The following is a 19,078-nucleotide window of genomic DNA, read 5'->3' as shown; positions in this document are numbered from 1 at the left end:
TCCTCGCATCGTTGCATGCGTTTTCGGCCAGGCGCGGGAAAGAGTCAACGTCGCCTGGTCCACGGCCTTTTACACCAGCATGAAACACCCGCGGCAGTCACCGTTGACAAAATCGTTGACTACCCCTATCTGTAACATAACAGGAGAAGCTCATCATGCGTAACCCCTTGTGGAATAGCTTCGATATCGTAAGAGATCTAATCGCAAAAGACGATTTCAAAACAGTTGCCGAGAGAGTTGACTTGGCTCTCAATGCCTCAATGGAGACTGTCGCTGACGTCCTGCCCACTGCGGCGGCTCCGGTGTTACGCCAAGGTGTCGAAGCAGCAACAGGAGCGCTCAGCACGTTGCGAAGCAAGATCCGGGCTGATCGTTTGTCCCCGGATTACGCTGCCGGGCGGCTGGCAGCGGCCTTGGATATCATGGGGTATGCAGCGTCAGCCACAGCTGACGAGGACGCGATCAAGAAGGCAAAGCAGCAGCCGTTCGCGCGCATTCTTGATATGCTGGCCGTAAAATCTCTACGCAACACCGAGATCGCCGCAGCACTTGGCCAGGACAAAGGATATATTTCGCGTCTGCTGGACGAACTGCGGGCGATGGAGATGGTCACCAGCCATCGACACGGACGGAACCTTTACAACGCTCTGACGCCTGTCGGCCGGCTGGTTGTCGATGAAGGTGTCGAGGCTGCGCGCCGCGCGCCATTGGCCCAGAGCAAGATTGTCAATCTCGGATTCAGCCTCGACAACCGGCCCACCCCGCCCGATGTGCGCACGGCTGAGGTTCCCAGAATAAGTGCGACAGGTTAGCCATGGCAAAGTCACAGGTTACGACCTTCTACTCTTACAAGGGCGGAAGTGGGCGCAGCATGACGCTGGCAAACGTCGCCTGGGCACTGGCTTCGAACGATGAAAGAGTGCTTGCGATCGATTGGGATCTGGAAGCACCAGGGTTGCACCGCTATTTTCATCCGTTCCTAAGCGACCCGGATCAGGGCGAAAGCAATGGCCTGATCGACCGCGTTTGGGACTATCTCGAGCAACTCAACGCGCAGCCGGATCGCAAGGACAGATTCAAGCTCGGCGACTGCAGCGACATCGTCCAGCCTCTTGATCTGCCATTGAAGGGATCAGGTTGTCTGGACTTTATCGGCGCCGGTCGCCAGGACGAGCATTATAGCCACAAGGTTGGCGGTCTCGACTGGAACGGTTTCTATCAACGTTTCGACGGTGAGCCGTTTATCAATGCCATTCTGAAGTGGGCTCGAAACCGCTACACCCATGTTCTAATCGACAGTCGAACGGGTGTTGCCGATACCGCCGGTATTTGCACCTCACAGCTCCCCGACGCTCTCGTCCTTTGCCTTGTCTACAACCGTCAAAGTATCGAGGGGACGGCTGCGATCGCGCGTTCGATCAAGGAGGCGCGCAAAAGTCAGAAGAAACCGGCGCTTAAAATGGAGTTTGTACCCAGCCGGGTCGAGGAACGTTCGACTGTCGAGGCGGCGCGACGTCACACCGCGCAGCGGTTCATCGACCTTATCGAGGGCGGACCGCGCAAGGTCGAGCAAAGTCTCCGGCGGGCGGAAGTGCGCAATTATCCGTGGTGCGCTTTCGAAGAGAAGCTTGCTGTCTTTGAAGAGTACCCAGATGAAAGAGGGTCTCTCCTAGATGCCATGCACGACCTGGCCCGCCGGATTACCGGCTCTACTAAAATAGGCATTCGGCCAGTCGATGCAGACGTTCTATCATCATACTGGCGCCGCGCCGCATTCGACGATCCCCGGCTGTTTGACCTGCGAGCCATCAGCGACCAACCGACTTTGGACGCCTGGAGCCAGGTCCAGTTCTGGTTGGACAATGCGGTCGCAGACGATGGTGAAAGGCCCGAATGGCTGATGTCGCTTGCCGAAGCCGCATTGAGTTTCGTCCTGCGGCGCGACAACCGGCTTTCGTTCCGAACCGGAGCAACCTTCGCCGAAACAGCGGAACAACTTGCCCGCCGCGCCTACAACGAGGAACCAACCACGTATGCGACGCGATATGCACTGATCCTTGACGATATCGCCGGCTTGCTGCAGCGCAATGGCGAGTTCGAGAAAGCCCTCGGCTTGAGCCGCAATGCTGAGCGCCTGTGGCGGGCAGAAAAATCGCCGATCGCAAAATGGCGTCACGCGCGACTGCTCGACCGTCAGGCCGCAATTCTCGACACTTTGGGCCGCGCCGACGAGGTCATCGAGACGTACAAGGAGATAGCCGAGATCTATCGCGCAATTGGGAGACGCGCTCTACCCGTTGGCAACGAGATCGAACCGGCGAGAACCCAGCGTCTGCTGGCCAGCAAGCTTCTCGAAAGAGGTGACGGAAGTGGCGCCGAGCGCGCGATCGTCGCAGCGGTCAAACTTCTTTCGCAAACCTCCACCGCCCGCGACAGGGATCTCGGCGAGATCATAGAGATCCTTATCACGCGCCTCAAGGTCGCGATGGAGATCGGGGATGAGCGTTTTGAAAAAGTTTCAGGTCAGGTATTACTGCACGCCGACCGACTTCTGCCGGCAGATGGCGGACGGGACCGCGTCCAGGATGAGCTGTTCCTGTGCCAGTCGGAATTGTATCGGCGTCGCGGCCAATTCGACGAAGCGCTTTTCCGTATTAAAAGCACCTCAGCCGATTTCCAGTCGCTCCCGAGAGTGGCGCTCCAAGAAGCAGAGATCCTTCTCGATGCCGGCCGGGAACACGAGGCAATGGAGACACTGCTGTCGAATATCCGCAGCGGCGCACCGCTGACGGAGCAAGCGCTCGGTCTTTTTCAACGGGCGATCGCAAGCTCGGAGCATGGCGATCTGTATTTCAATGAACTGTTGTCAACGCTGACCAGGAGTGATGAACAAGGCGCCTCAACCTTCGTTCCGGCCATGCGAGCGCTGACCGACAAGATGCGACATGACGGAACGGACTTCTCGCAACTTGTCCCCCTGCTGCAAACCTTCATCCGCAAGCCGATCTGACGTCATGAAACCGGGACAACTATTCGCGGAATTGTGGCAAATCGTCGAACCCTATGAGGCTGAGGCGACGCTTGCCCCATGGTCCGGACGGCACGCAGCTGAATTCGGGCGGCTCGTCGAGCTCTTGGAGGGAGCGTCAACTGCAGACGTTCCAGCCATGGTAACCGACTATCTTGGCCGCCGGTTGGTGGCGTTCAGCTGTGAGGTCGACACGCCCCATGAACGTGCCTTTGTGGTGATGTGCGCCCTCGACCAGGTAGCGATGCGCATCCATCCCTCTATCAAGACGCGGCTCCCTGGCCGCTCATCGGCAGGTGGACAGATGTTGGCGGCGATGCGGGCGGAGCGGACGATGACAGGCGCCTATGCCGAGTTGTCTGGCAAAGGCTTCGTCCTTCCCAAAGGCCTGTTGATGCCGGGCAAGGAGCGGACAAAGGGATTAGAACAAAGTGGGGTTGCGCTCGCTCATCAGTTTTCCTTTCTGAGCTTCGTTCCTGACCTGCAGAAAAGTTTCAAATTGCGGCCGATGGCGCCGCCGCCAAGTCAAATCTATGTTTCGCACGACGCGGCTCAAAAAGTGGGCCTTGCGCCAATTGCCGAGGATCGTGACGACTTCGAATTTTCGGTGTCGGACCGACGCCATAAAGCGTTTCTGGACACGGTGCCGCGTTCGTCGATTACGGACGTCAGGATCGAAAACGAAGTCTCGGCTCTGTTGGATAAGGGAGCGGGCCTCGTTGTCTTGCCTGAACTCGTCGCCACCAGCTCAGCGGTTATGGGCCTTGCCGAAACGTTGCGCCGGGCGGCCCGCTTAGGTCACTCGTTGGTACTGACGGGAAGCGGCCCTTCCGAAGAGAGGTCAAAAGGGCTCGACAGGCCGTTCAATGAGGCCGTTGTCATGACGGGTGCCGGCGAAGTCCTGTTTCGTCAACGCAAGCTGAATGCGTTCAACATGGCCGCGCCCCGTATGAAGCAGTGCGCCCTACCCCGCGCAGACGGTCACGACGATGACTCGCACATGGAAGATTGCGCCACCGGAAGCGAATTGGTGCTTTGCGACATCCTCGGACTTGGGCGGGTGATGGTGCTGATTTGCGAAGATCTTGAGCAACAGACGCCGGGCGGAGACGCTGCGCTGCATGCACAACCCGACTGGATCTTGACGCCGGTCCTGGATGTGGGCCTCGTATTCGGTCGGTGGGAATACCGTCGCGCCGTTGAAATTGGTCGCAAGACCGGCTCGCGTGTTGTCGTCAGCTGTTCTGCCACCCTCGAGGTTCGCAGTCTCGGTAAGCAGAACCTCACTGAAACCGGACCGAACGCCGTCCGCACCGGCTTCTGCTTCGATGGATCGGTCGAGATGCGTGCTCTGCACCTTGAAACGGGCGGGCCAGCCTTAGGCCATCATATGCTGGTCGAATGGAACCCGAGAACCTGGAAAAAACACAAGCTGGTCGAGGAAAGCTGAACCCGCGAACGCGACGGCCTCGCTTTGGTAATGTCGTTTTGCATTTAATCGCAAGACTCCGCATCCAATAATTCAACAAGATAGCGCGGCACTTAAATTGAGATCAGGCACTTAATCTGAGATTCGCCGGTTCGATTTGGCACTTAGTGTGAGATTCACCACCTGGAAAAAGATGACCACCGATGGCCAAGCTTCATCGGAAAATGCGAAATATTACAGAACGCTATTTCGGAATCGGAGAGCGTCAAGCGCCGAAAAACCAACTGGCGAATCTCAGATTAAGTGCCATGAGCTGCCGGAACGGGCGCATTCTTACAGTTAAATGCCAAACGACAGCGGCTTGTTCGAAGATCTCAAAAGCCGCTTGAATCCCCGCGTTGGAACGACTGTCCTGAGACGCGCAGTCGCTGCGTATGTCCATTCAAAGCGGTACTATTTCGCGAGCGCCCAGCCAAACGCCATGCGTTATGATTTAGAAGGTGAGTGGTTGAGCCGGTCTCTGCAGCTGACCGAATGCTGGCGCAGGAGCGCTTTATGACCTTGAAGCGGGACAAAGGACCACCCTCGCCTGCTATCGTTGATGACAATGTCGCGGCTATAATACCAAGCAAAAATGGAATACTCCGCGCCGCCCTGCTTTCACGAAAAAGAACTCCCGGTCCGGCACCCCACTAGATTTTTCGCACCGCTGCGCGCGTCGACACGTTTGAAGTTAGGCGCGCCTAACTCGTAGCCACCCATCATGTGTACGCTTCAAGGTCGCCCGTTAGCCTGCCCCAAATCTCGCACCCTGTCTTGGTGCCCTAGCTGGCAATGATCGAGCCATGTTAAAGGATGACCGGCGAGCAGAGGTCGAATCCATGTTGCGCGCGCCACTGACACAGGCAAGTTAGGCGCGCCTAACTTCACACCGCAGAAGTGGGCCTGCCCTCACCTCTTTACGCTGCCCAGGTGCCTCTCCGATCGGTGGCGTCGAACCCCTATTCTGGCGGCGATCGGGAGTTCCAATGATCGTCGCGCATGCACCAATATGTTCAAGGCTCAGATGTCTGCATACGCCTTGTTAGACTCCCACCGAACAACCTCGACACCTCGTGTCTACGCCCATCTTGAAACACCGACCAATTCCGCATTTCTATATCACCGCCCGGATCCGGCTCGACACCGAATGCCCTGCACCCTTGAGGGACAATCACCCCGAGACGAATTTGGCGAGGCCACTCCCGGAACGGCGGGAACACGCATCAAACGGCTTAAAATTGACGCGAGATAAAAGAGGCGCGACTAAAACTCCGGGCAGCAGCTAGGCGCGTCTAACTGCTGCCCCACTGTTCACCTTCAGCTGCGCCATGACCATCGGGCCGAGCGAAAACTCTCCTCGTTCCCAGCGCCCGGTCAAATCGCGCAAGTAGCCACCAGGCGAGGTGATAAAGTTCGCCCTCTCGAGAATACAGGCGATCGCGATTGCCGCATTTTCCGGCCCCATCACATCGCAAGCATCTTGATAAGCCGATGGGCTCACACCCAACATCGATCTGACAACAACGGCAGCCAACATCAGATCACGCCAGCCTCCCACCACACCGCCTTGTCCATAGTCGCAAATCTGCGGGCACGCCTTTAGCACAACGCTCAACGGAAAGGATGTGGTCGCCAGACGCGAGGGCAAATCAACTCCACCAGACCTCGCCCCCTGCTCTTTTTCAGAGCGAGGTTCAAGTTCACGGATGGATTCGGGTTTTGAATTCTGTATGTGGCGCTCATTATGAGCATCATTGGTGCTATTAATTTCGATTTCCTCGTGAATATTCAGACGCCTAAGCACTTCAGCATAAAGCAACTGCATTTCGCTGAGCACGTTACCGACGTCTGCCTGCGACGGTGTGCGGGGGAGGCGAGCTATTAGATTGAGATAAATGTCCTCGATTGCTTGCCAATCGCCCTCCGCGCCTTCCTCGATAGCCGCGCTGATCAGTTTACGAACGTCCCTTCGGCATATTGTTAGTGTCTCCTTTGCCCTTCTGAACGCAACACGGGCAGCCACGACCTCCTGCGCCATCAAAGCAAGTTCATCAGCCCGCGCCAGAAGCGGAGACAGGTCGAAGCCGAAGGCCGTTTCGATATCGCCGTCACGATCCTTCCGCGCAAATCTCTTTCCGTTGGCGCTGTCTTTTCGCACAATCAGACCGGCGTCGACGAGGATTGCGAGATGGCGCCGAAGCGTGGCCCCAGCAATGCCGTGGGCGCGCAGTGTCAGCTGAGCATTCGAAGGAAAGACAATCATCTGTCCGTCCTGGCGCAGTTCATTGGTCGGAAGGAACGTTAGAAGCGCATCCAGGATGGCGACGCTGCGATCCTGAAGGCCAAGCGTTTCCCGGGCCTCAGCAACATCTCGGAACACTTTCCACTTTTCGACAGACTTACCAGGCTTGATCTCGTTCGCAGCCAGTTGCCGCTTCACGAGGGCAAGCGTCATCGACCGCCGCCCAAACGGCGTCGTCACATTTCCCGTATGCATCGTCTTTCACCTTTCAGAAGGCAAAAAAAATGAGCTCACCAAAATGGCGCCGAGACTCTTGACGAAGATTCATGGAAATGCGATTCTCTGTCTTGCTACAGAACAGATAAGGGCTTCCACGACGGCGACGTTGAGGGGGCTCTTTTCTTTTGCGGTTTTGACTCCGTGGCTTGTTGATCCAGCGTGCTATTTCGCTGAGCGGTGCTCGCGATACAGTTTTTCAAGCTTCTCCAGGACGAGCGCGGCAAACTCAGGCGCTTCTTTCCTGTCGATGGCGATTTCCAGTTTCCCGTCCGTGTTCAGCACTCTCGCAAGGCGCTTTCCGTCGTCGGCGGTCCACACGTCAACAGCCGCTCGAGCTGGCCGCGGTTTCAAGTGCGCGACAACAGCCTTGAAGCGTGCCTCAGAGGGGAGGGCCTTAGTTTCCGCCGATTCGAGAAACAGCTTGGCCGAATCGAGCGATCCGTCCTTGGCAAGCAGGTCTGCGAGCTCAACCCAGCTTCGGCGCCCCACACCCGGGGCGGCACCGATTGCATTGATTAGATCCCGGGGGATCCTGACCACGACAGACAGCATGTAAGATAGATCGCTCTTATAGACAGACAGGGCCGACATGATGACGTCCCTGGAAAAGCGCTGCTGCAAATTGTCGGCAAAGAGGGCTTTCTCGATATAAGTGAGATCCTCGCGCTCGTTGTTCTCCTGTCCCTGCGCCACAACGAGTTGCTCATCCGTCAAATCGCGAACGATTGCCTTGACCGGGCGTTTAAGCGCCTGAACGGCGCGAAGCCGACGGTGACCAAACGCCACTTGATAGCGGCCGGCCTGGTCCGGGTGCGGGCGGACAAGAATAGGCACCTGCTGGCCTTGCTCCTTAATCGAACTAATCAGCCCGTCGATATCGCCGGGCATGCGGTCTTGCACAAAGGAAGGCTCGACCTCGCCGGGGTCGATCTCGATCACAGTCTGGCCCTCTGCAAGTCGCCGCTCGATCTCATCTGCACGGGCCTGACGGGCCTTCTCCTCACGGATCGTGGACCCGACCTGCTTGACAAGCTTGTTGTCCGCCGAGGATTCGTCAGACTGCACAGACGTTGAAAGCAGCGGGCGGCCCTGTGTCTTTGCCGGACGCGCAGCATCGACCTGTACGAGGTTTAGAAGGTTCTTCCGGCTCATGCGGCTCTCCCCCAGGATTTCTTGATCAGGGTTTCGATTTCCTCATTGACGTTGTTCATCGCCTCGAGGGCACGGTCGTATGTGCTGCGCGTAAACTGACCTCTCTCGACCTCGTAAAGGGTCTGGTTGGTCAGTCCGGCATCAGAAACGGCCGTCGTCTTGAGCATTGGGAAATTTAAGACGTGGGAACCAAAGATCGACCGCAAATAGCCCACCATCTGGTTCTGCGGCCCATCGGCAGGCTCAAAGCGCGTAATCAGGTAGCGCATCCACGAAAAGTCGACGTTTCCCCCCGCTGTGGCCACCTCCCGAAGGAGCTCAGCCACCATCGCCAGGAACTGGTTCATCGACATAACGTCCAGCATCTGGGGATGAACCGTCACTATCACCGACGTCGCCGCGGTGAGGGCGGACAGCGTGAGATAGCCAAGCTGCGGCGGGCAGTCGATGACAACCACATCGTAGTTGCTTTCAACCTCGTCCAAAACCTGGCGAACCCGGTCGAAGAACATCACATCGCCTACTTGGCGCTTCATCAGCGCGCGCGGGGTATCGTGCTCAAATTCCATAAGCTCCAGATTTCCCGGGATCAGGTGGAGATCGGGAATGTATGTCGAACGGATGATCTCCTGGACGGGCCGGCGCTCGTCATCATATCGGATCGCGCCGTACATGGTTTCGTTGGAACCGACATCCAGTTCGGGCTGGTTGCCGAAGAGCGCCGACAGGCTCGCCTGCGGATCCAGATCGAGAGCAAGAACCCGGTACCCCCGCAATCCCAGATACTGCGCCAGGTGCGCCGCCGTTGTGGTTTTGCCGGAGCCACCCTTGAAGTTCATGACTGATATAACTTGTAGCGCTTCGCCATCGCGTCGGTGCGGAAGATACCGCCTGTCAGCGCGGCCGACACGATCGAGATGCCTGCGGATCTTGTCGATGTCTTCGACCGAATACGAACGGCGGCCGCCCGCCGTCGTGCTCACCTCAAGATCTTCGATATCGTTCGATACCTGACGAAGGTAGACCTCCTTGACACCCACGAGCTTGGCAGCTTCTGATGGCTGGAAATGCCGAATCCCTTTCTCGGCAACCGGTGGGAAAGTGCTCAGGTGATGAGCTTGAAGCTGCGCTGCAAGCGCAGAGGAGTGCCGTTCGATGAGTTCGACCAACGTCTCCTGTGCCGCCAATTTTTTCTCAGCCGTTCGCTTCATTTTTCAGCCCGATATTTCACAACAGCGCTTTGGGGCGGCCAAAACCGATTTACACCGCTGTTGCAATAAGCCCCGATTCTGGCGTGCGGGCAAGCTATTTATGGTAAACGAATTCTTAACGAACCTGCTGGTCTTAAAGGAAAATCGGCTCTCTTCACCCGCAAATTCCAAGCGAAACAAGCGTTTGACGTATTTAGGCGCACATCCGAAAGTCCTCGCAAAAAGCAGTTGAGAATACAGGCGCATGCCTCGTTTTCCTGCGTCGGAGCTTGCTTTCGGGTGGAGAACCGAGCGACTCAGTGCGGTGGCGTGTCCAGCCCACAACCTTATTCGACTTCAAAGGCGCCGCGGATAGCAATACCGACAAAACAAATGACTACGAGAACAATCGGGCCGCGCGCCCGGTCCGTCGGGTAGCGCTGTTGTAATAACTCGACGCCTGCTGCACCGAACGATGACGAGATTGCTCCATCGCCTCCGGAAGAGAAATGCCCCGATTGGCGGCTTCGGTCAAATATCCAGACCGCAATCCGTGTGCGGAAAACTCCCCACGCTCTAATCCAGCCAGTTCCACCCGCTGCTTGATGATCGCATTGACCGACTGCGGATCGATCGCCCGTCGCGAAACAGTACCCCAGCGCCCGATTCCCCTGAAGACGCTGCCCTTGTCGATCTTCGCCGCCGCCAGCCAGGCCTTCAACGCCTCGACAGGCCGACCTGTGAGGTAGACGACGTCATCCTGCTCGCCCGTCGTGTTTTTGGTTCGGCCGAGATGGATGGCGAGTGAGGGGAGGGGAGGGCCCTCGGGCGCCTCGACAGGCGGCTCGACTGTCAACTGCTCGACGCGTAAAGCGGCAACTTCACTGCGTCGGCGGCCGCCGGAGGCAAAGGCGACCATGAGAATTGCTCGGTCGCGGACATCACGCAGGCTGTCCGTTGAGCACGTCGCCAGCAGCTTTGCCAGAACGTCGCCTGTGACGGCCTTGGCGCTCTTCCGCTTTCGGGTCCGCGGGACCGCGCGCACGGCAAGGCGAATGGCGGATTTGAGGGCAGGGGAGGCGAAGGCGCCTTCGAGGCCGCGCCATTTCGTCAGTGTCGACCAGTTGGCCAGGCGACGGCGCACGGTTGCCGGCGCATGCGGGCCGGTCGATTTCAAGAAACCCTGCCGGCGCAGATTGTCGGCGACGTCGGGCGGCATGCCATGATCGAGATCGACTGCCCGCTTTTCCGGATCCCACAAATGTTGCGCGACGAATTTGAGCAGCAGCGCCTCGGGCGCCGGCCAGGGCAGTGATTTTCCGGTGGCCGCCAGTCCCCAGGCCTCGAGGTAAGCGAGATCGGAGGTCAGCGCTCTGAGTGTGTTGTCGCCCATGCCTTGGTTGACGAGATGGCGCAGCGTCTCGACATCCTGGTCGGTCAACAACTCCGCGAGCTCGTCGCGCCGTTCTAGCGGCAGGACGGCGGCAATGTTGTCGAGTTCTTCCGATCGGCGTTGGACGGCGGATTTCTGCGATGGCGGCATTTTGGCTCCTGATCGGGCACACCGAGTGTCGATCCGCTTGATTGAGCAGAATCAATTCCGTTGGAATGTTACAGCTTATTCCCTGCCAGGATCATTGGAATCTTCCGGATTCGCCGGAATGCGCGATGTGTGGACATGTTCATCATTCAACCGTTAACCATACGGCGTAAGACGCCACACAAGGACGCCTATTGTCTGAACAGACATCCTTGCTGAAGATGCGTATGGCGATCACGTTGTTTTTTAGATTGCCTTGCCGATCAGCGCGCCGACGATGCCCGTGGTCACCATCGCAAGCGCTCCCCAGAAAGCCACTCGGAATGCCGGCTTCGGAACGTTGGCACCCCCGGCGCGTGCGCTGAGAGCACCAAGTAGAGCCAAGGCGACAAGCGACACTGCCGGAATGGCCAGATGTATTGAACCGCCAGGTGCCAGAATGGCGGTGAGCAGTGGAATGGCCGCGCCGGTCGCGAATGTTGCGGCTGACGTCAACGCAGCTTGTACCGGACGGGCGGTGGATGTGTCGGTGATACCGAGTTCATCGCGGGCATGTGCGCCCAGCGCGTCATGGGCGGTCAACTGCCGCGCCACCTCAAGCGACAATTCCGGCGACACACCACGGGCTTGGTAGATGCTTGCCAGCTCCTGAAGTTCGAGTTCGGGGGCGTCTTCGAGTTCACGTTTCTCGCGCGCGAGGTCTGCGGCCTCGGTATCCGACTGTGAGCTGACGGAGACATATTCACCAGCTGCCATGGCCATCGCGCCGGCTGCAAGCCCGGCGAATCCGGCGACGATAACCTCATTTGCTGTCGGCGAAGCGGAGGCGATCCCGACCATAAGGCTGGCGGTGGAGATGATCCCGTCGTTTGCGCCCAAGACGGCGGCGCGCAACCAGCCAATGCGATCTATCGAATGTCGTTCACTGTGGGTCATTGCTACCAGCCTTCCTTGCGACGAGGGAGAACCGCGAATGTTCGCGTTATTTTAGAAGCATTCTAATTTTGACATACTGTCGTGTGCCGCTACGAAAATCTGATCTCGAAGGTTTGGCCCGAAGACGCTTCCGACCTGATCAGAGAAGCTCCATGAAGTTCGGCGATGCGGCCAACAATCCTCAGCCCTATGCCAAGCCCGTCGTGCGAGCGCGTTATACCGGGAGCCCGCGTCGTTGACGGTGGATAACGATCCTCGATCGTGATGCTTCTTTCACCGACCTTCAAGGAGATCACCGAGTGATCCGGGGTGTGCCGAACCGCATTCTCGATCAGATTGCGCAGAGCATCTCTCAAGAGAGATGGCGCTCCCCTCACATGACTGCTTGTGACATCTGGTAAGAGTTCCAGCGTGTGTTCGTTATCGTACACCCACGGAGCCAGCTGTTCGACCACGGACGATGACAACGCGACCAGGTCGATATCCTCGAACATGCCGTGGTCGACGCTGTCCAGTCGTGCGAGTGCCGTGATCTGCGCGACGAAACGCACGAGATCATCGAGGTCAGCCTCCGCTTTCCTCGCGCGTGGATGATCGATCTGGCCGAGTTCGAGCTTCAGCGCAGCGAGCGGCGTCCGGATTTCGTGGGCAATCCCCGACGTCAGCACCTTCTGTGAGGTCATCAGTTCGCCCACGCGTTCGAACGCCTGATTGACCGCAGTGGCGAGATGGGCAATCTCTCGCGGCATATCCGAGGGGTCCAGATGCGACCGCGAATCCAGGGGATCGATGCGGTCGGCGGCGTCGGCGGCCGCGCGCACCGGCCGCAGGGCCTGTCGTATTGCAAACAAGGTTCCGCCGAACACCAATAGCAGCAGAATGCTCATCGGCACGATCATGTGCTCCAGCACTTCGTTCCAGAGGACATCGGACATGACGTCGGCGGTATCGTCGATCGTCGCGATGTCGACCAGGAAGCGCCGTTCGCCAATCATGAACGCCCGTCCACCGACGAGCGAAAGCGGTTTGCCCGGTTTGATCGATCGCAGCCAGAAGTCCGGCGGGTTAACGTCGCGCGGGAGGAAATGATCCTGACATGCCCTGTCACAGGATTCGAAGACCAGCGTTCCGTCAGCGTCGCGTATCCGGGCGACATAGCCCGTGCTCTCGTTTCGATAGCGATCCTTCACGCTGTCAGGCAAACTGTAGTTGACCAAGCCGTTGTCGATCGTGATTCCGGATGCGAGGCGCTCGGTCTCTTGTTCCACGAAAAGCCGTGAGAGCTCGCCGACATTCCAGTAGTAGTCCGCAAAGACGTTGGCGAGTTGCAGGAGCATGGCCAGCACCGCGAAGAAGGCGATGCGACGTGCCAGAATGGCTCCAAGTGTCGGACGCAGGCGGCTCAATCCCGAACCTCGCGCATCAGGTAGCCAACGCCCCGTATCGTTTCGATCGACGCGCGCGTCGGGTGGCTTTCGAGTTTCTTGCGCAGACGGGATGCCGCCAGCTCGACGGCGTTGCTGCTCCTCTCGTCGCCGAACTCGGAGAAGGCGTGCTCTATCTTGGACTTGGAAACGACCTTCCCGCCATTACGCATCAGGAGTTCGAGCAGTCCTTTCTCCGACGGAGTGAGCGCGATCTCGTTGCCCGCGCAGAAGACTTGTCGCGACGCGACATCGAGCGTCAGCGCGGCGAATTCCAGGACGGGCATCGCGGTGCTGGGCGATCGACGGATCAGGGCCCGTATGCGGGCGGTGAGCTCCCCATTGTGAAACGGTTTCGTCAGGTAATCGTCCGCGCCCGCATCGAGACCGGATATTCGCTCGTCGATCGCAGCCCTGGCCGTCAGCACGAGGACCGGCGTTTGTATGCCGGCAGACCTCAAGGATTTAAGGACGGGAATGCCATCTTCGTCAGGCAGGCCGAGATCGAGGAGAAGAAGGTCATACCCATTCTCCCGAAGAGCGAAGCGTCCTTCTTCGGCGGTTCCGAAGGCGTCGATCTTCCAACCCTCCTTGCGCACGAGCTCGCAAACGAGTTCGCGAAGCCGGGCGCTATCCTCGATCAGCAGAATTCTCATGCCTTCTTTCGACCTGTTACCATAGACCACACCAGGTTTTCCCGATGCCTCCAGCTCTCCACGATGGCTGCGCCGGCGTGGATGAAGGCGAGCACCATAATGCTGTTGGCAATCGTGCCGTGCAATTGCTCAAGCCACTTCTCTCCCCAGAAAGCATCGAGCGTCGTCATCCATCCAGTCAGAGCGGTCGTCGCCAGAAGCGCCATCAGGAGGAGCATCATGACCGAGGCCAAGGGATTGTGGCCGAGATAGCGCTTCTCGTTTCTGCTGACGATAGCCCGAAGCTGATTTTTCAACCTGCGGGGGGTCGGGAAGAAGTCGGAGAACCTTGCATGTCGGGTGCCGACGAAGCCCCAGATCATCCGCACGGCAATGGCGGCCGCGACAACATAGCCCGTCATGCGATGCCAGTATTTTCCTTCTTCAAGGATGAAGAGGTTGAGCATGCAGGCAGTCACGATGGTCCAGTGAAAAATCCTGACCACCGGGTCCCAGACCTTTATGTCCTGCTGGCCACTGTTGGAGGGCGAGCCGCCCCCCGGTCTTGAACGGATGGCGGTCATCGATCAATCACCCTTCTGGACAATGTCGCCGGAGACAGGGTTGAAATAGACCTCGGCGCGCTTGCCATCCTTGTCCTTGCCGTAGATTTCGTAGCAGTTGCCCGTGACCTCGAACGTCTTGACCTTGTAGCCGAGCGCGTCGATCTTGGCCTTCATGGCGTCTTCGGTCATCCACTTGGACTTGGGTTCCTTGGTGCAGCTCGGGCTAGCGAAGGCCAGTGCCGGCGTTGCTGCGATGACTGCGACTGTGGCGATGAGTTTCAGCATGTTTCGATCCTTTGGTTACACCCGGTCGGGCGACGACCGATGGATAGCGGCGGTTTCCTGTCTGTTTGCTGTACGGCCATGTACTTGGTGATGAGCCGCCCAATCCGCACATTGGCACAGCAGCCACGTCGCCAATCTCTCGATGAGGCGCAAAAATCACGTGCTGCGTGGTGGCTGGCCAGTGCCATGCCGTGATCTGCCGTTTCTCATCGCAGAAGTGGTGCATGGCAAACTCGATGTGTCTTCTGACTGTCATCGTTGCGGGGCATTCTGCTAGGTGCAGCGATTGATCGTGGCCGAGCTGATAGCTCGGCTAGGAGGTTCCAATGGCGCAGACACCCGACAGGATGCTTGTCAGAGAGGCCGCTTGGCAAAAGGCGGTTAATCGCGAAGCCGTCATCCGGCCCATCGCTTTCGAAAAGAAGTTGACCGCTCCGGACAGACTTGCCGCGTGCAGGGAGTTGGGCCTCAAGCCAACAAGGTTCTATCAGCTGCTCGCCCAATTCCGGCGAAAACCGGTCACCTCCTCATTGCTGGATGAAACGCCCGGGCCAGAGAAGGGGAGGCGGCTCTTGTCATCGGAACAGGAAGATGCCGTCACCTGCGCCATCCAGGAAACCTATTGCCGTCGTGAGCGGCCGACGATCACCGCCGTTCATGATCATGTCCGCGTCATTTGCCGTCAGCGAGACATACCTGCACCTTCCTGGAAAGCCGTGAAGGTTCGCATCGATCGCTCCGACCAGAAGAAGCTGGCCAAGGCCCGAGAGGGGGCCAGCGTCGCCCGTCAGCAATACAAACCCGTTACCGATGAGTACTCAGCCGGAGCCGCGATGGAGGTCGTTCAGATCGATCATACCTTGGTCGATCTCTTCGTTGTCGACGCTGTAAACCGCCAACCATTGCAGCGTCCCTGGCTGACGTTGGCGATCGATGTCGCCAGCCGCATGGTGGCCGGCTTCTACCTGAGCCTTGAACATCCATCGTCAACGTCGGTCGCCTTGGCCATCCGGCACATGGTTTTGCCGAAGACATCGTGGCTCGCGGAGCGAAACGCGGCTGGCGACTGGCCCGTCCACGGTCTGCCCACCGCCATCCATCTCGATAATGCTCGGGAGTTTCGGGGAAAAGCGCTGGCGTGGGGAGCGGCCGAGCACGGCATCAATCTCATCCATCGACCAGTTGCTCGCCCACATTACGGCGGTCACATCGAGCGGCTTATCGGCACCATGATGGGCGCCGTTCACTTTCTGCCCGGTTCAACGTCGAGCGATATTGGCTCTTGTGGCGATTACAATCCCCAAAAGCATGCAGTCATGACTTTTGACGAGCTGGAGCGGTGGCTCACCCTTGAGATCATCGGCCGCCATCACGCTGATATCCACCGGGCGCTAAAAATTCCGCCTCGGTTGGCCTGGGAAGATGCCGTCCTCTCGCGTCGGGAGCCTCTGCGGCTTCCCTATGACGAACACCGTTTCGTTCTGGATTTCCTGCCGTTCGAGGAACGCATCATACGTCGCGACGGACTGCACCTGTTCGGCCTCAGATATTGGGATGATGTCCTGAGCCCGTTGACCGGTGTTCCGGACAAGATGCGGGTCCGTTACGATCCTCGCGACATTTCCTGCGTGTTCGTCGACGGGCCAAACGGCGAAAGCTGGCCGGTTCGGTTTGCAGACCTCAGCCGGCCGCGGATCACGCTCGGCGAGCACCGGCAGGCCGTCGCCGCTTTGAGGGCTCGTGGTCTGCAATCGGTCGATGAGCATCTAATCTTCGAGACCATCGAAGCCCAGCGACAAATTGTCGAGGTGGCAGGCCGCCAAACACGGAGCATCCGCCGGGGAGCCGAGAGACGGTCGCGAGCGCTGGCGGCGACCGACCGGCAGCATGTGGAGACAATAGATGATGCCGACGAGGACAATTTCTCCGATCTGGCACCGTTGTCGGTGGAGGAATGGTCGTGACGGAGGACCCCCATATCCTACCAGCCTATCGCCAGTATGCCGAGATGGGGATCGAAGAACGGGTCGCCTGGATCCGTGCCGATCGCTGGTTGGAGACAGCCGATGCAAAAGCTGCGCTGACGCGGCTTGAGGATCTGCTCTCCTATCCGCCGCGGGACCGAATGCCCTGTCTGCTTCTCTACGGCGATACCGGCATGGGAAAGACAAAAATCATCAGAAAGTTTCTTCGCAATCATCAGCCCGTCTTCGATCGTGGAACCGGGGTGACGAACATGCCGGTCGTGGCAATGCAGATGCCAGCCGAACCCGTCGAACGCGATGTCTACGGTGAGCTCCTCAATGCACTGAGTGCACCGGGCCCAAGTGGAGACGCAACTTACCGACTGAAGACTACGTGCCGAACCCTGATGCGGAGGATGGGTGTACGGATGCTGATCATCGATGAGATCCATGCCATGTTGACGGGGACATATCGGCAGCAACGAGTCTTCCTCAACGTCATTCGCTTTCTGGCGAATGATCTGAAAGTCCCGTTGATCTGCGCCGGGACCGATCTTGCCCGACAGGCGCTGTTGACGGATCCGCAGCTTGCCGAAAGGTTTGAAGCCCTTCACCTGAAGCGCTGGTCCAATACGCAGCAGCTTGCCCAATTGCTCGCAAGTCTCGGGAGCATACTGCCTCTGCGTGAGCCATCACAGCTCGGGACCGCAGCAGTGCGCCGCAAGGTGCTCGATATGACCGACGGCGTTACGGTGCGAATTTTTCGCCTCATCGAGACTGTTGCGGTCGAAGCGGTCCGGAATGGGAACGAGAGGATTATCTTGGAGAGCTTCGACGCCGACAACCTTGTCCTACCTTTGGTCGCGATGGCGCGGCGCAGTGAAACGCGCCTGCAGCGCCGTGCAATCCCGTGAGACCGGTGCGGCTGCTGGCGATCGCCCCACGGCCCTATGAGGATGAACTTCTCAGCTGTTGGCGTTGGCGTGTAGCGAGCCATTACTCCAGCTCGCCCCGGCAGATCGAGAACTGGATACGTGGTGCTTGGGACGTCTCCAAGCCGCATCTCCTCAGCGATGACATCCCGACCGAACCATCGGCGGCCCGTTTATGGGCGTTAGCCTGTCGCCTGAAGCAAGCAGATGTAGAGCGACTGTCTCTGCAGAATACCCGGCGCAGCAGGGCGTCATTTGTCAGCGAACCCGCGCACCGAGGCGTTTGTCCGACATGCCTTGACGAGGATGCCGAGGAGGGGAGGGACCACTATTGCCGACGGTCCTGGGCATGTGTCGAGGCCGTGGTCTGCCCCCGGCACAAGACTGGGCTCGAGATCAACTGCGGCGGATGTTTCCGCAGCGGGCTGTTTCAGTTTCGGTCTACGCCTGCCGGCCTCGCCAGACTGTTTTGCCGTGAATGCGATGCTGTTATCTCGGCGAGGAGGTTCCAGCGCCGCGATCAAACAGACTTGCTGCAGGTCGCCTCGCTTATCGGCGAGGCCATCGGCAAGGGCGGACCGCGGTTTGAGCGTATCGAGACGGCAAGCCGATTCCTCTGGTCGCCTCAGCCGGAAGGGATGCCCTTTATCACCGCGCTGGGCTTACCGCTGCCATATGGCCAGCGACCGTCAGTTACAGCAGGGGCGGCGGCGCTCGCCAGCCTTCCACCAGCATGGCGGGCCGTGACCATTACGGCCATAGCCGACCTCCTCTTTGAGGAGACCGCCACGGATCCTCTACTCTCTGCCTCTCTCCGTGAAGCCTTCCGCCAATTCGAGCGCGGGCCGGTCCGAGCGTATCATCAGGCGCCTCCTCAAAGGCTGGCCGCGTCTGTCCTAAATCTCCGTGCGGAAACCGAATACCGGCAGCTCGCTCGCGGCATTGTTGAAAGCGAAGGCTGGAAATCTCTGCCGTCCAAAGCGGGGCGCGCAAGAAACCGGGCAATCGGCAGGCTGATGCTCCGCGCCCTCAATGACGAATGAGGCCAAATCGATGTGCTTCGTCCAGCAGGTGGCGAACAGAGGAAGGCTGCCATTTGCGCCCACCGCGCGCCGGCCGCTCTCCCATCTGATCAAGCTGGGCGGCAATATCGCGCAGCGGCGGGCCGGGATCAGCAATGGCAATCGCCGCAACGAGCTTAATCAGGTGATCTTACGGGGCGCGACGGAGCGAGCGCGCCAAAAGCTTGGGGTCGGCCCGCTTCTCGCGGACCATCCGATGCACCGCATAGCGCAGGCGTTCCTTCATCCAGTCATGGCGGCTAGCTACGCCACGCCGTATTGTTGATCGCGACGATGGACGCGGGGAGGCGAGGGGCCTTTTTTGGTCCTGAGCCCGCTGCAACGGCGGGATCACAGGGCGCGCTTGAAACAT

At 58.8% G+C, this 19,078-nt stretch carries 17 protein-coding genes and 2 pseudogenes; 9 read left to right on the top strand and 10 right to left on the bottom strand.

All coding sequences use genetic code 11. The annotated features are described in order from the left end of the window. Nucleotides 1–155: 155 nt before the first annotated feature. From ACQZ6J_RS28300 to ACQZ6J_RS28285, 4 genes are all read left to right on the top strand, one after another. Complete coding sequence (locus ACQZ6J_RS28300) at nucleotides 156–812, top strand: helix-turn-helix domain-containing protein (protein WP_047636049.1); 657 nt, start codon at nucleotides 156–158, stop codon at nucleotides 810–812. Nucleotides 813–814: 2 nt separating this feature from the next. Further along, nucleotides 815–3,010, top strand: a complete 2,196-nt coding sequence (locus ACQZ6J_RS28295; protein WP_068391584.1) for a KGGVGR-motif variant AAA ATPase — start codon at nucleotides 815–817, stop codon at nucleotides 3,008–3,010. 157 nt (nucleotides 3,011–3,167) lie between these two features. Then, nucleotides 3,168–4,478, top strand: a complete 1,311-nt coding sequence (locus ACQZ6J_RS28290; RefSeq protein ID WP_077472856.1) for a carbon-nitrogen hydrolase family protein — start codon at nucleotides 3,168–3,170, stop codon at nucleotides 4,476–4,478. A 322-nt stretch (nucleotides 4,479–4,800) separates the two neighbouring features. After that, nucleotides 4,801–5,016 (top strand): ProQ/FINO family protein, encoded by a 216-nt coding sequence (locus ACQZ6J_RS28285; RefSeq protein ID WP_077472857.1) that lies wholly within the window; start codon nucleotides 4,801–4,803, stop codon nucleotides 5,014–5,016. Nucleotides 5,017–5,781: 765 nt separating this feature from the next. Here ACQZ6J_RS28285 and repC read toward each other — a convergent pair. From repC to repA, 3 genes are all read right to left on the bottom strand, one after another. Beyond that, a complete protein-coding gene (gene repC, locus ACQZ6J_RS28280; RefSeq protein ID WP_047636052.1) occupies nucleotides 5,782–6,996 on the bottom strand; it encodes a plasmid replication protein RepC in 1,215 nt (404 codons plus the stop codon). A 186-nt stretch (nucleotides 6,997–7,182) separates the two neighbouring features. Further along, nucleotides 7,183–8,172, bottom strand: coding sequence for a plasmid partitioning protein RepB (gene repB / locus ACQZ6J_RS28275; RefSeq protein ID WP_047636053.1), 990 nt, complete (start codon nucleotides 8,170–8,172; stop codon nucleotides 7,183–7,185). Beyond that, nucleotides 8,169–9,383 (bottom strand): plasmid partitioning protein RepA, encoded by a 1,215-nt coding sequence (gene repA / locus ACQZ6J_RS28270; RefSeq protein WP_047636054.1) that lies wholly within the window; start codon nucleotides 9,381–9,383, stop codon nucleotides 8,169–8,171. Before repA ends, repB begins: the two co-directional genes overlap by 4 nt. Here repA and ACQZ6J_RS28265 point away from each other — a divergent pair. Then, the gene (locus ACQZ6J_RS28265; RefSeq protein WP_168600371.1) at nucleotides 9,328–9,615 is read left to right on the top strand and encodes a hypothetical protein; all 288 of its coding nucleotides are present in this window, start codon (nucleotides 9,328–9,330) and stop codon (nucleotides 9,613–9,615) included. The two genes, repA and ACQZ6J_RS28265, sit on opposite strands and share 56 nt — an antisense overlap. A 144-nt stretch (nucleotides 9,616–9,759) precedes the next feature. Here the strand turns inward: ACQZ6J_RS28265 and ACQZ6J_RS28260 are convergent, their stop codons facing one another. From ACQZ6J_RS28260 to ACQZ6J_RS28235, 6 genes are all read right to left on the bottom strand, one after another. Continuing rightward, the gene (locus ACQZ6J_RS28260; protein ID WP_047636055.1) at nucleotides 9,760–10,905 is read right to left on the bottom strand and encodes a tyrosine-type recombinase/integrase; all 1,146 of its coding nucleotides are present in this window, start codon (nucleotides 10,903–10,905) and stop codon (nucleotides 9,760–9,762) included. Nucleotides 10,906–11,148: 243 nt separating this feature from the next. Further along, complete coding sequence (locus ACQZ6J_RS28255) at nucleotides 11,149–11,838, bottom strand: VIT1/CCC1 transporter family protein (RefSeq protein WP_047636056.1); 690 nt, start codon at nucleotides 11,836–11,838, stop codon at nucleotides 11,149–11,151. Nucleotides 11,839–11,927: 89 nt separating this feature from the next. Further along, nucleotides 11,928–13,244: an ATP-binding protein gene (locus ACQZ6J_RS28250; protein ID WP_047636057.1), complete on the bottom strand. Its 1,317-nt coding sequence runs from the start codon at nucleotides 13,242–13,244 to the stop codon at nucleotides 11,928–11,930. Continuing rightward, nucleotides 13,241–13,918 carry a response regulator transcription factor gene (locus tag ACQZ6J_RS28245; RefSeq protein WP_047636058.1) on the bottom strand — a complete coding sequence of 226 codons (678 nt, stop codon included), beginning with the start codon at nucleotides 13,916–13,918 and terminating at the stop codon, nucleotides 13,241–13,243. Before ACQZ6J_RS28245 ends, ACQZ6J_RS28250 begins: the two co-directional genes overlap by 4 nt. Then, nucleotides 13,915–14,481 carry a cytochrome b/b6 domain-containing protein gene (locus tag ACQZ6J_RS28240; RefSeq protein WP_047636059.1) on the bottom strand — a complete coding sequence of 189 codons (567 nt, stop codon included), beginning with the start codon at nucleotides 14,479–14,481 and terminating at the stop codon, nucleotides 13,915–13,917. The genes ACQZ6J_RS28245 and ACQZ6J_RS28240 overlap by 4 nt, the downstream gene beginning before the upstream one ends. 3 nt (nucleotides 14,482–14,484) lie before the next feature. After that, entirely contained in the window at nucleotides 14,485–14,748 is a 264-nt protein-coding gene (locus ACQZ6J_RS28235) for a PepSY domain-containing protein (RefSeq protein WP_047636060.1), read from the bottom strand. Nucleotides 14,749–15,074: 326 nt separating this feature from the next. On the opposite strand from ACQZ6J_RS28235, the gene ACQZ6J_RS28230 reads away from it, so the two are divergent. From ACQZ6J_RS28230 to ACQZ6J_RS28215, 4 genes and pseudogenes are all read left to right on the top strand, one after another. Further along, a complete protein-coding gene (locus ACQZ6J_RS28230) occupies nucleotides 15,075–16,712 on the top strand; it encodes a Mu transposase C-terminal domain-containing protein (RefSeq protein WP_047636061.1) in 1,638 nt (545 codons plus the stop codon). Continuing rightward, on the top strand, nucleotides 16,709–17,626 hold the full coding sequence (locus tag ACQZ6J_RS28225) for a TniB family NTP-binding protein (RefSeq protein ID WP_244509911.1): 918 nt from the start codon (nucleotides 16,709–16,711) through the stop codon (nucleotides 17,624–17,626). Before ACQZ6J_RS28230 ends, ACQZ6J_RS28225 begins: the two co-directional genes overlap by 4 nt. Next, nucleotides 17,623–18,024 (top strand): annotated as a pseudogene (locus ACQZ6J_RS28220) (TniQ family protein); the annotation flags it as partial. The gene ACQZ6J_RS28225 and the pseudogene ACQZ6J_RS28220, both read left to right, overlap by 4 nt. Before the next feature lie 150 nt (nucleotides 18,025–18,174). Next, nucleotides 18,175–18,687 carry a hypothetical protein gene (locus ACQZ6J_RS28215; protein WP_236774530.1) on the top strand — a complete coding sequence of 171 codons (513 nt, stop codon included), beginning with the start codon at nucleotides 18,175–18,177 and terminating at the stop codon, nucleotides 18,685–18,687. On the opposite strand, the pseudogene ACQZ6J_RS28210 reads toward ACQZ6J_RS28215, so the two are convergent. Continuing rightward, nucleotides 18,674–19,030, bottom strand: a pseudogene (locus ACQZ6J_RS28210) (recombinase family protein); the annotation flags it as partial. The gene ACQZ6J_RS28215 and the pseudogene ACQZ6J_RS28210 overlap by 14 nt on opposite strands. Between the last annotated feature and the right edge of the window lie 48 nt (nucleotides 19,031–19,078).

Source organism: Rhizobium sp. A37_96, from assembly GCF_053521765.1.
Note: the sequence above shows the minus strand (reverse complement) of the source record. Positions and strands in the feature narration are given on the sequence as shown.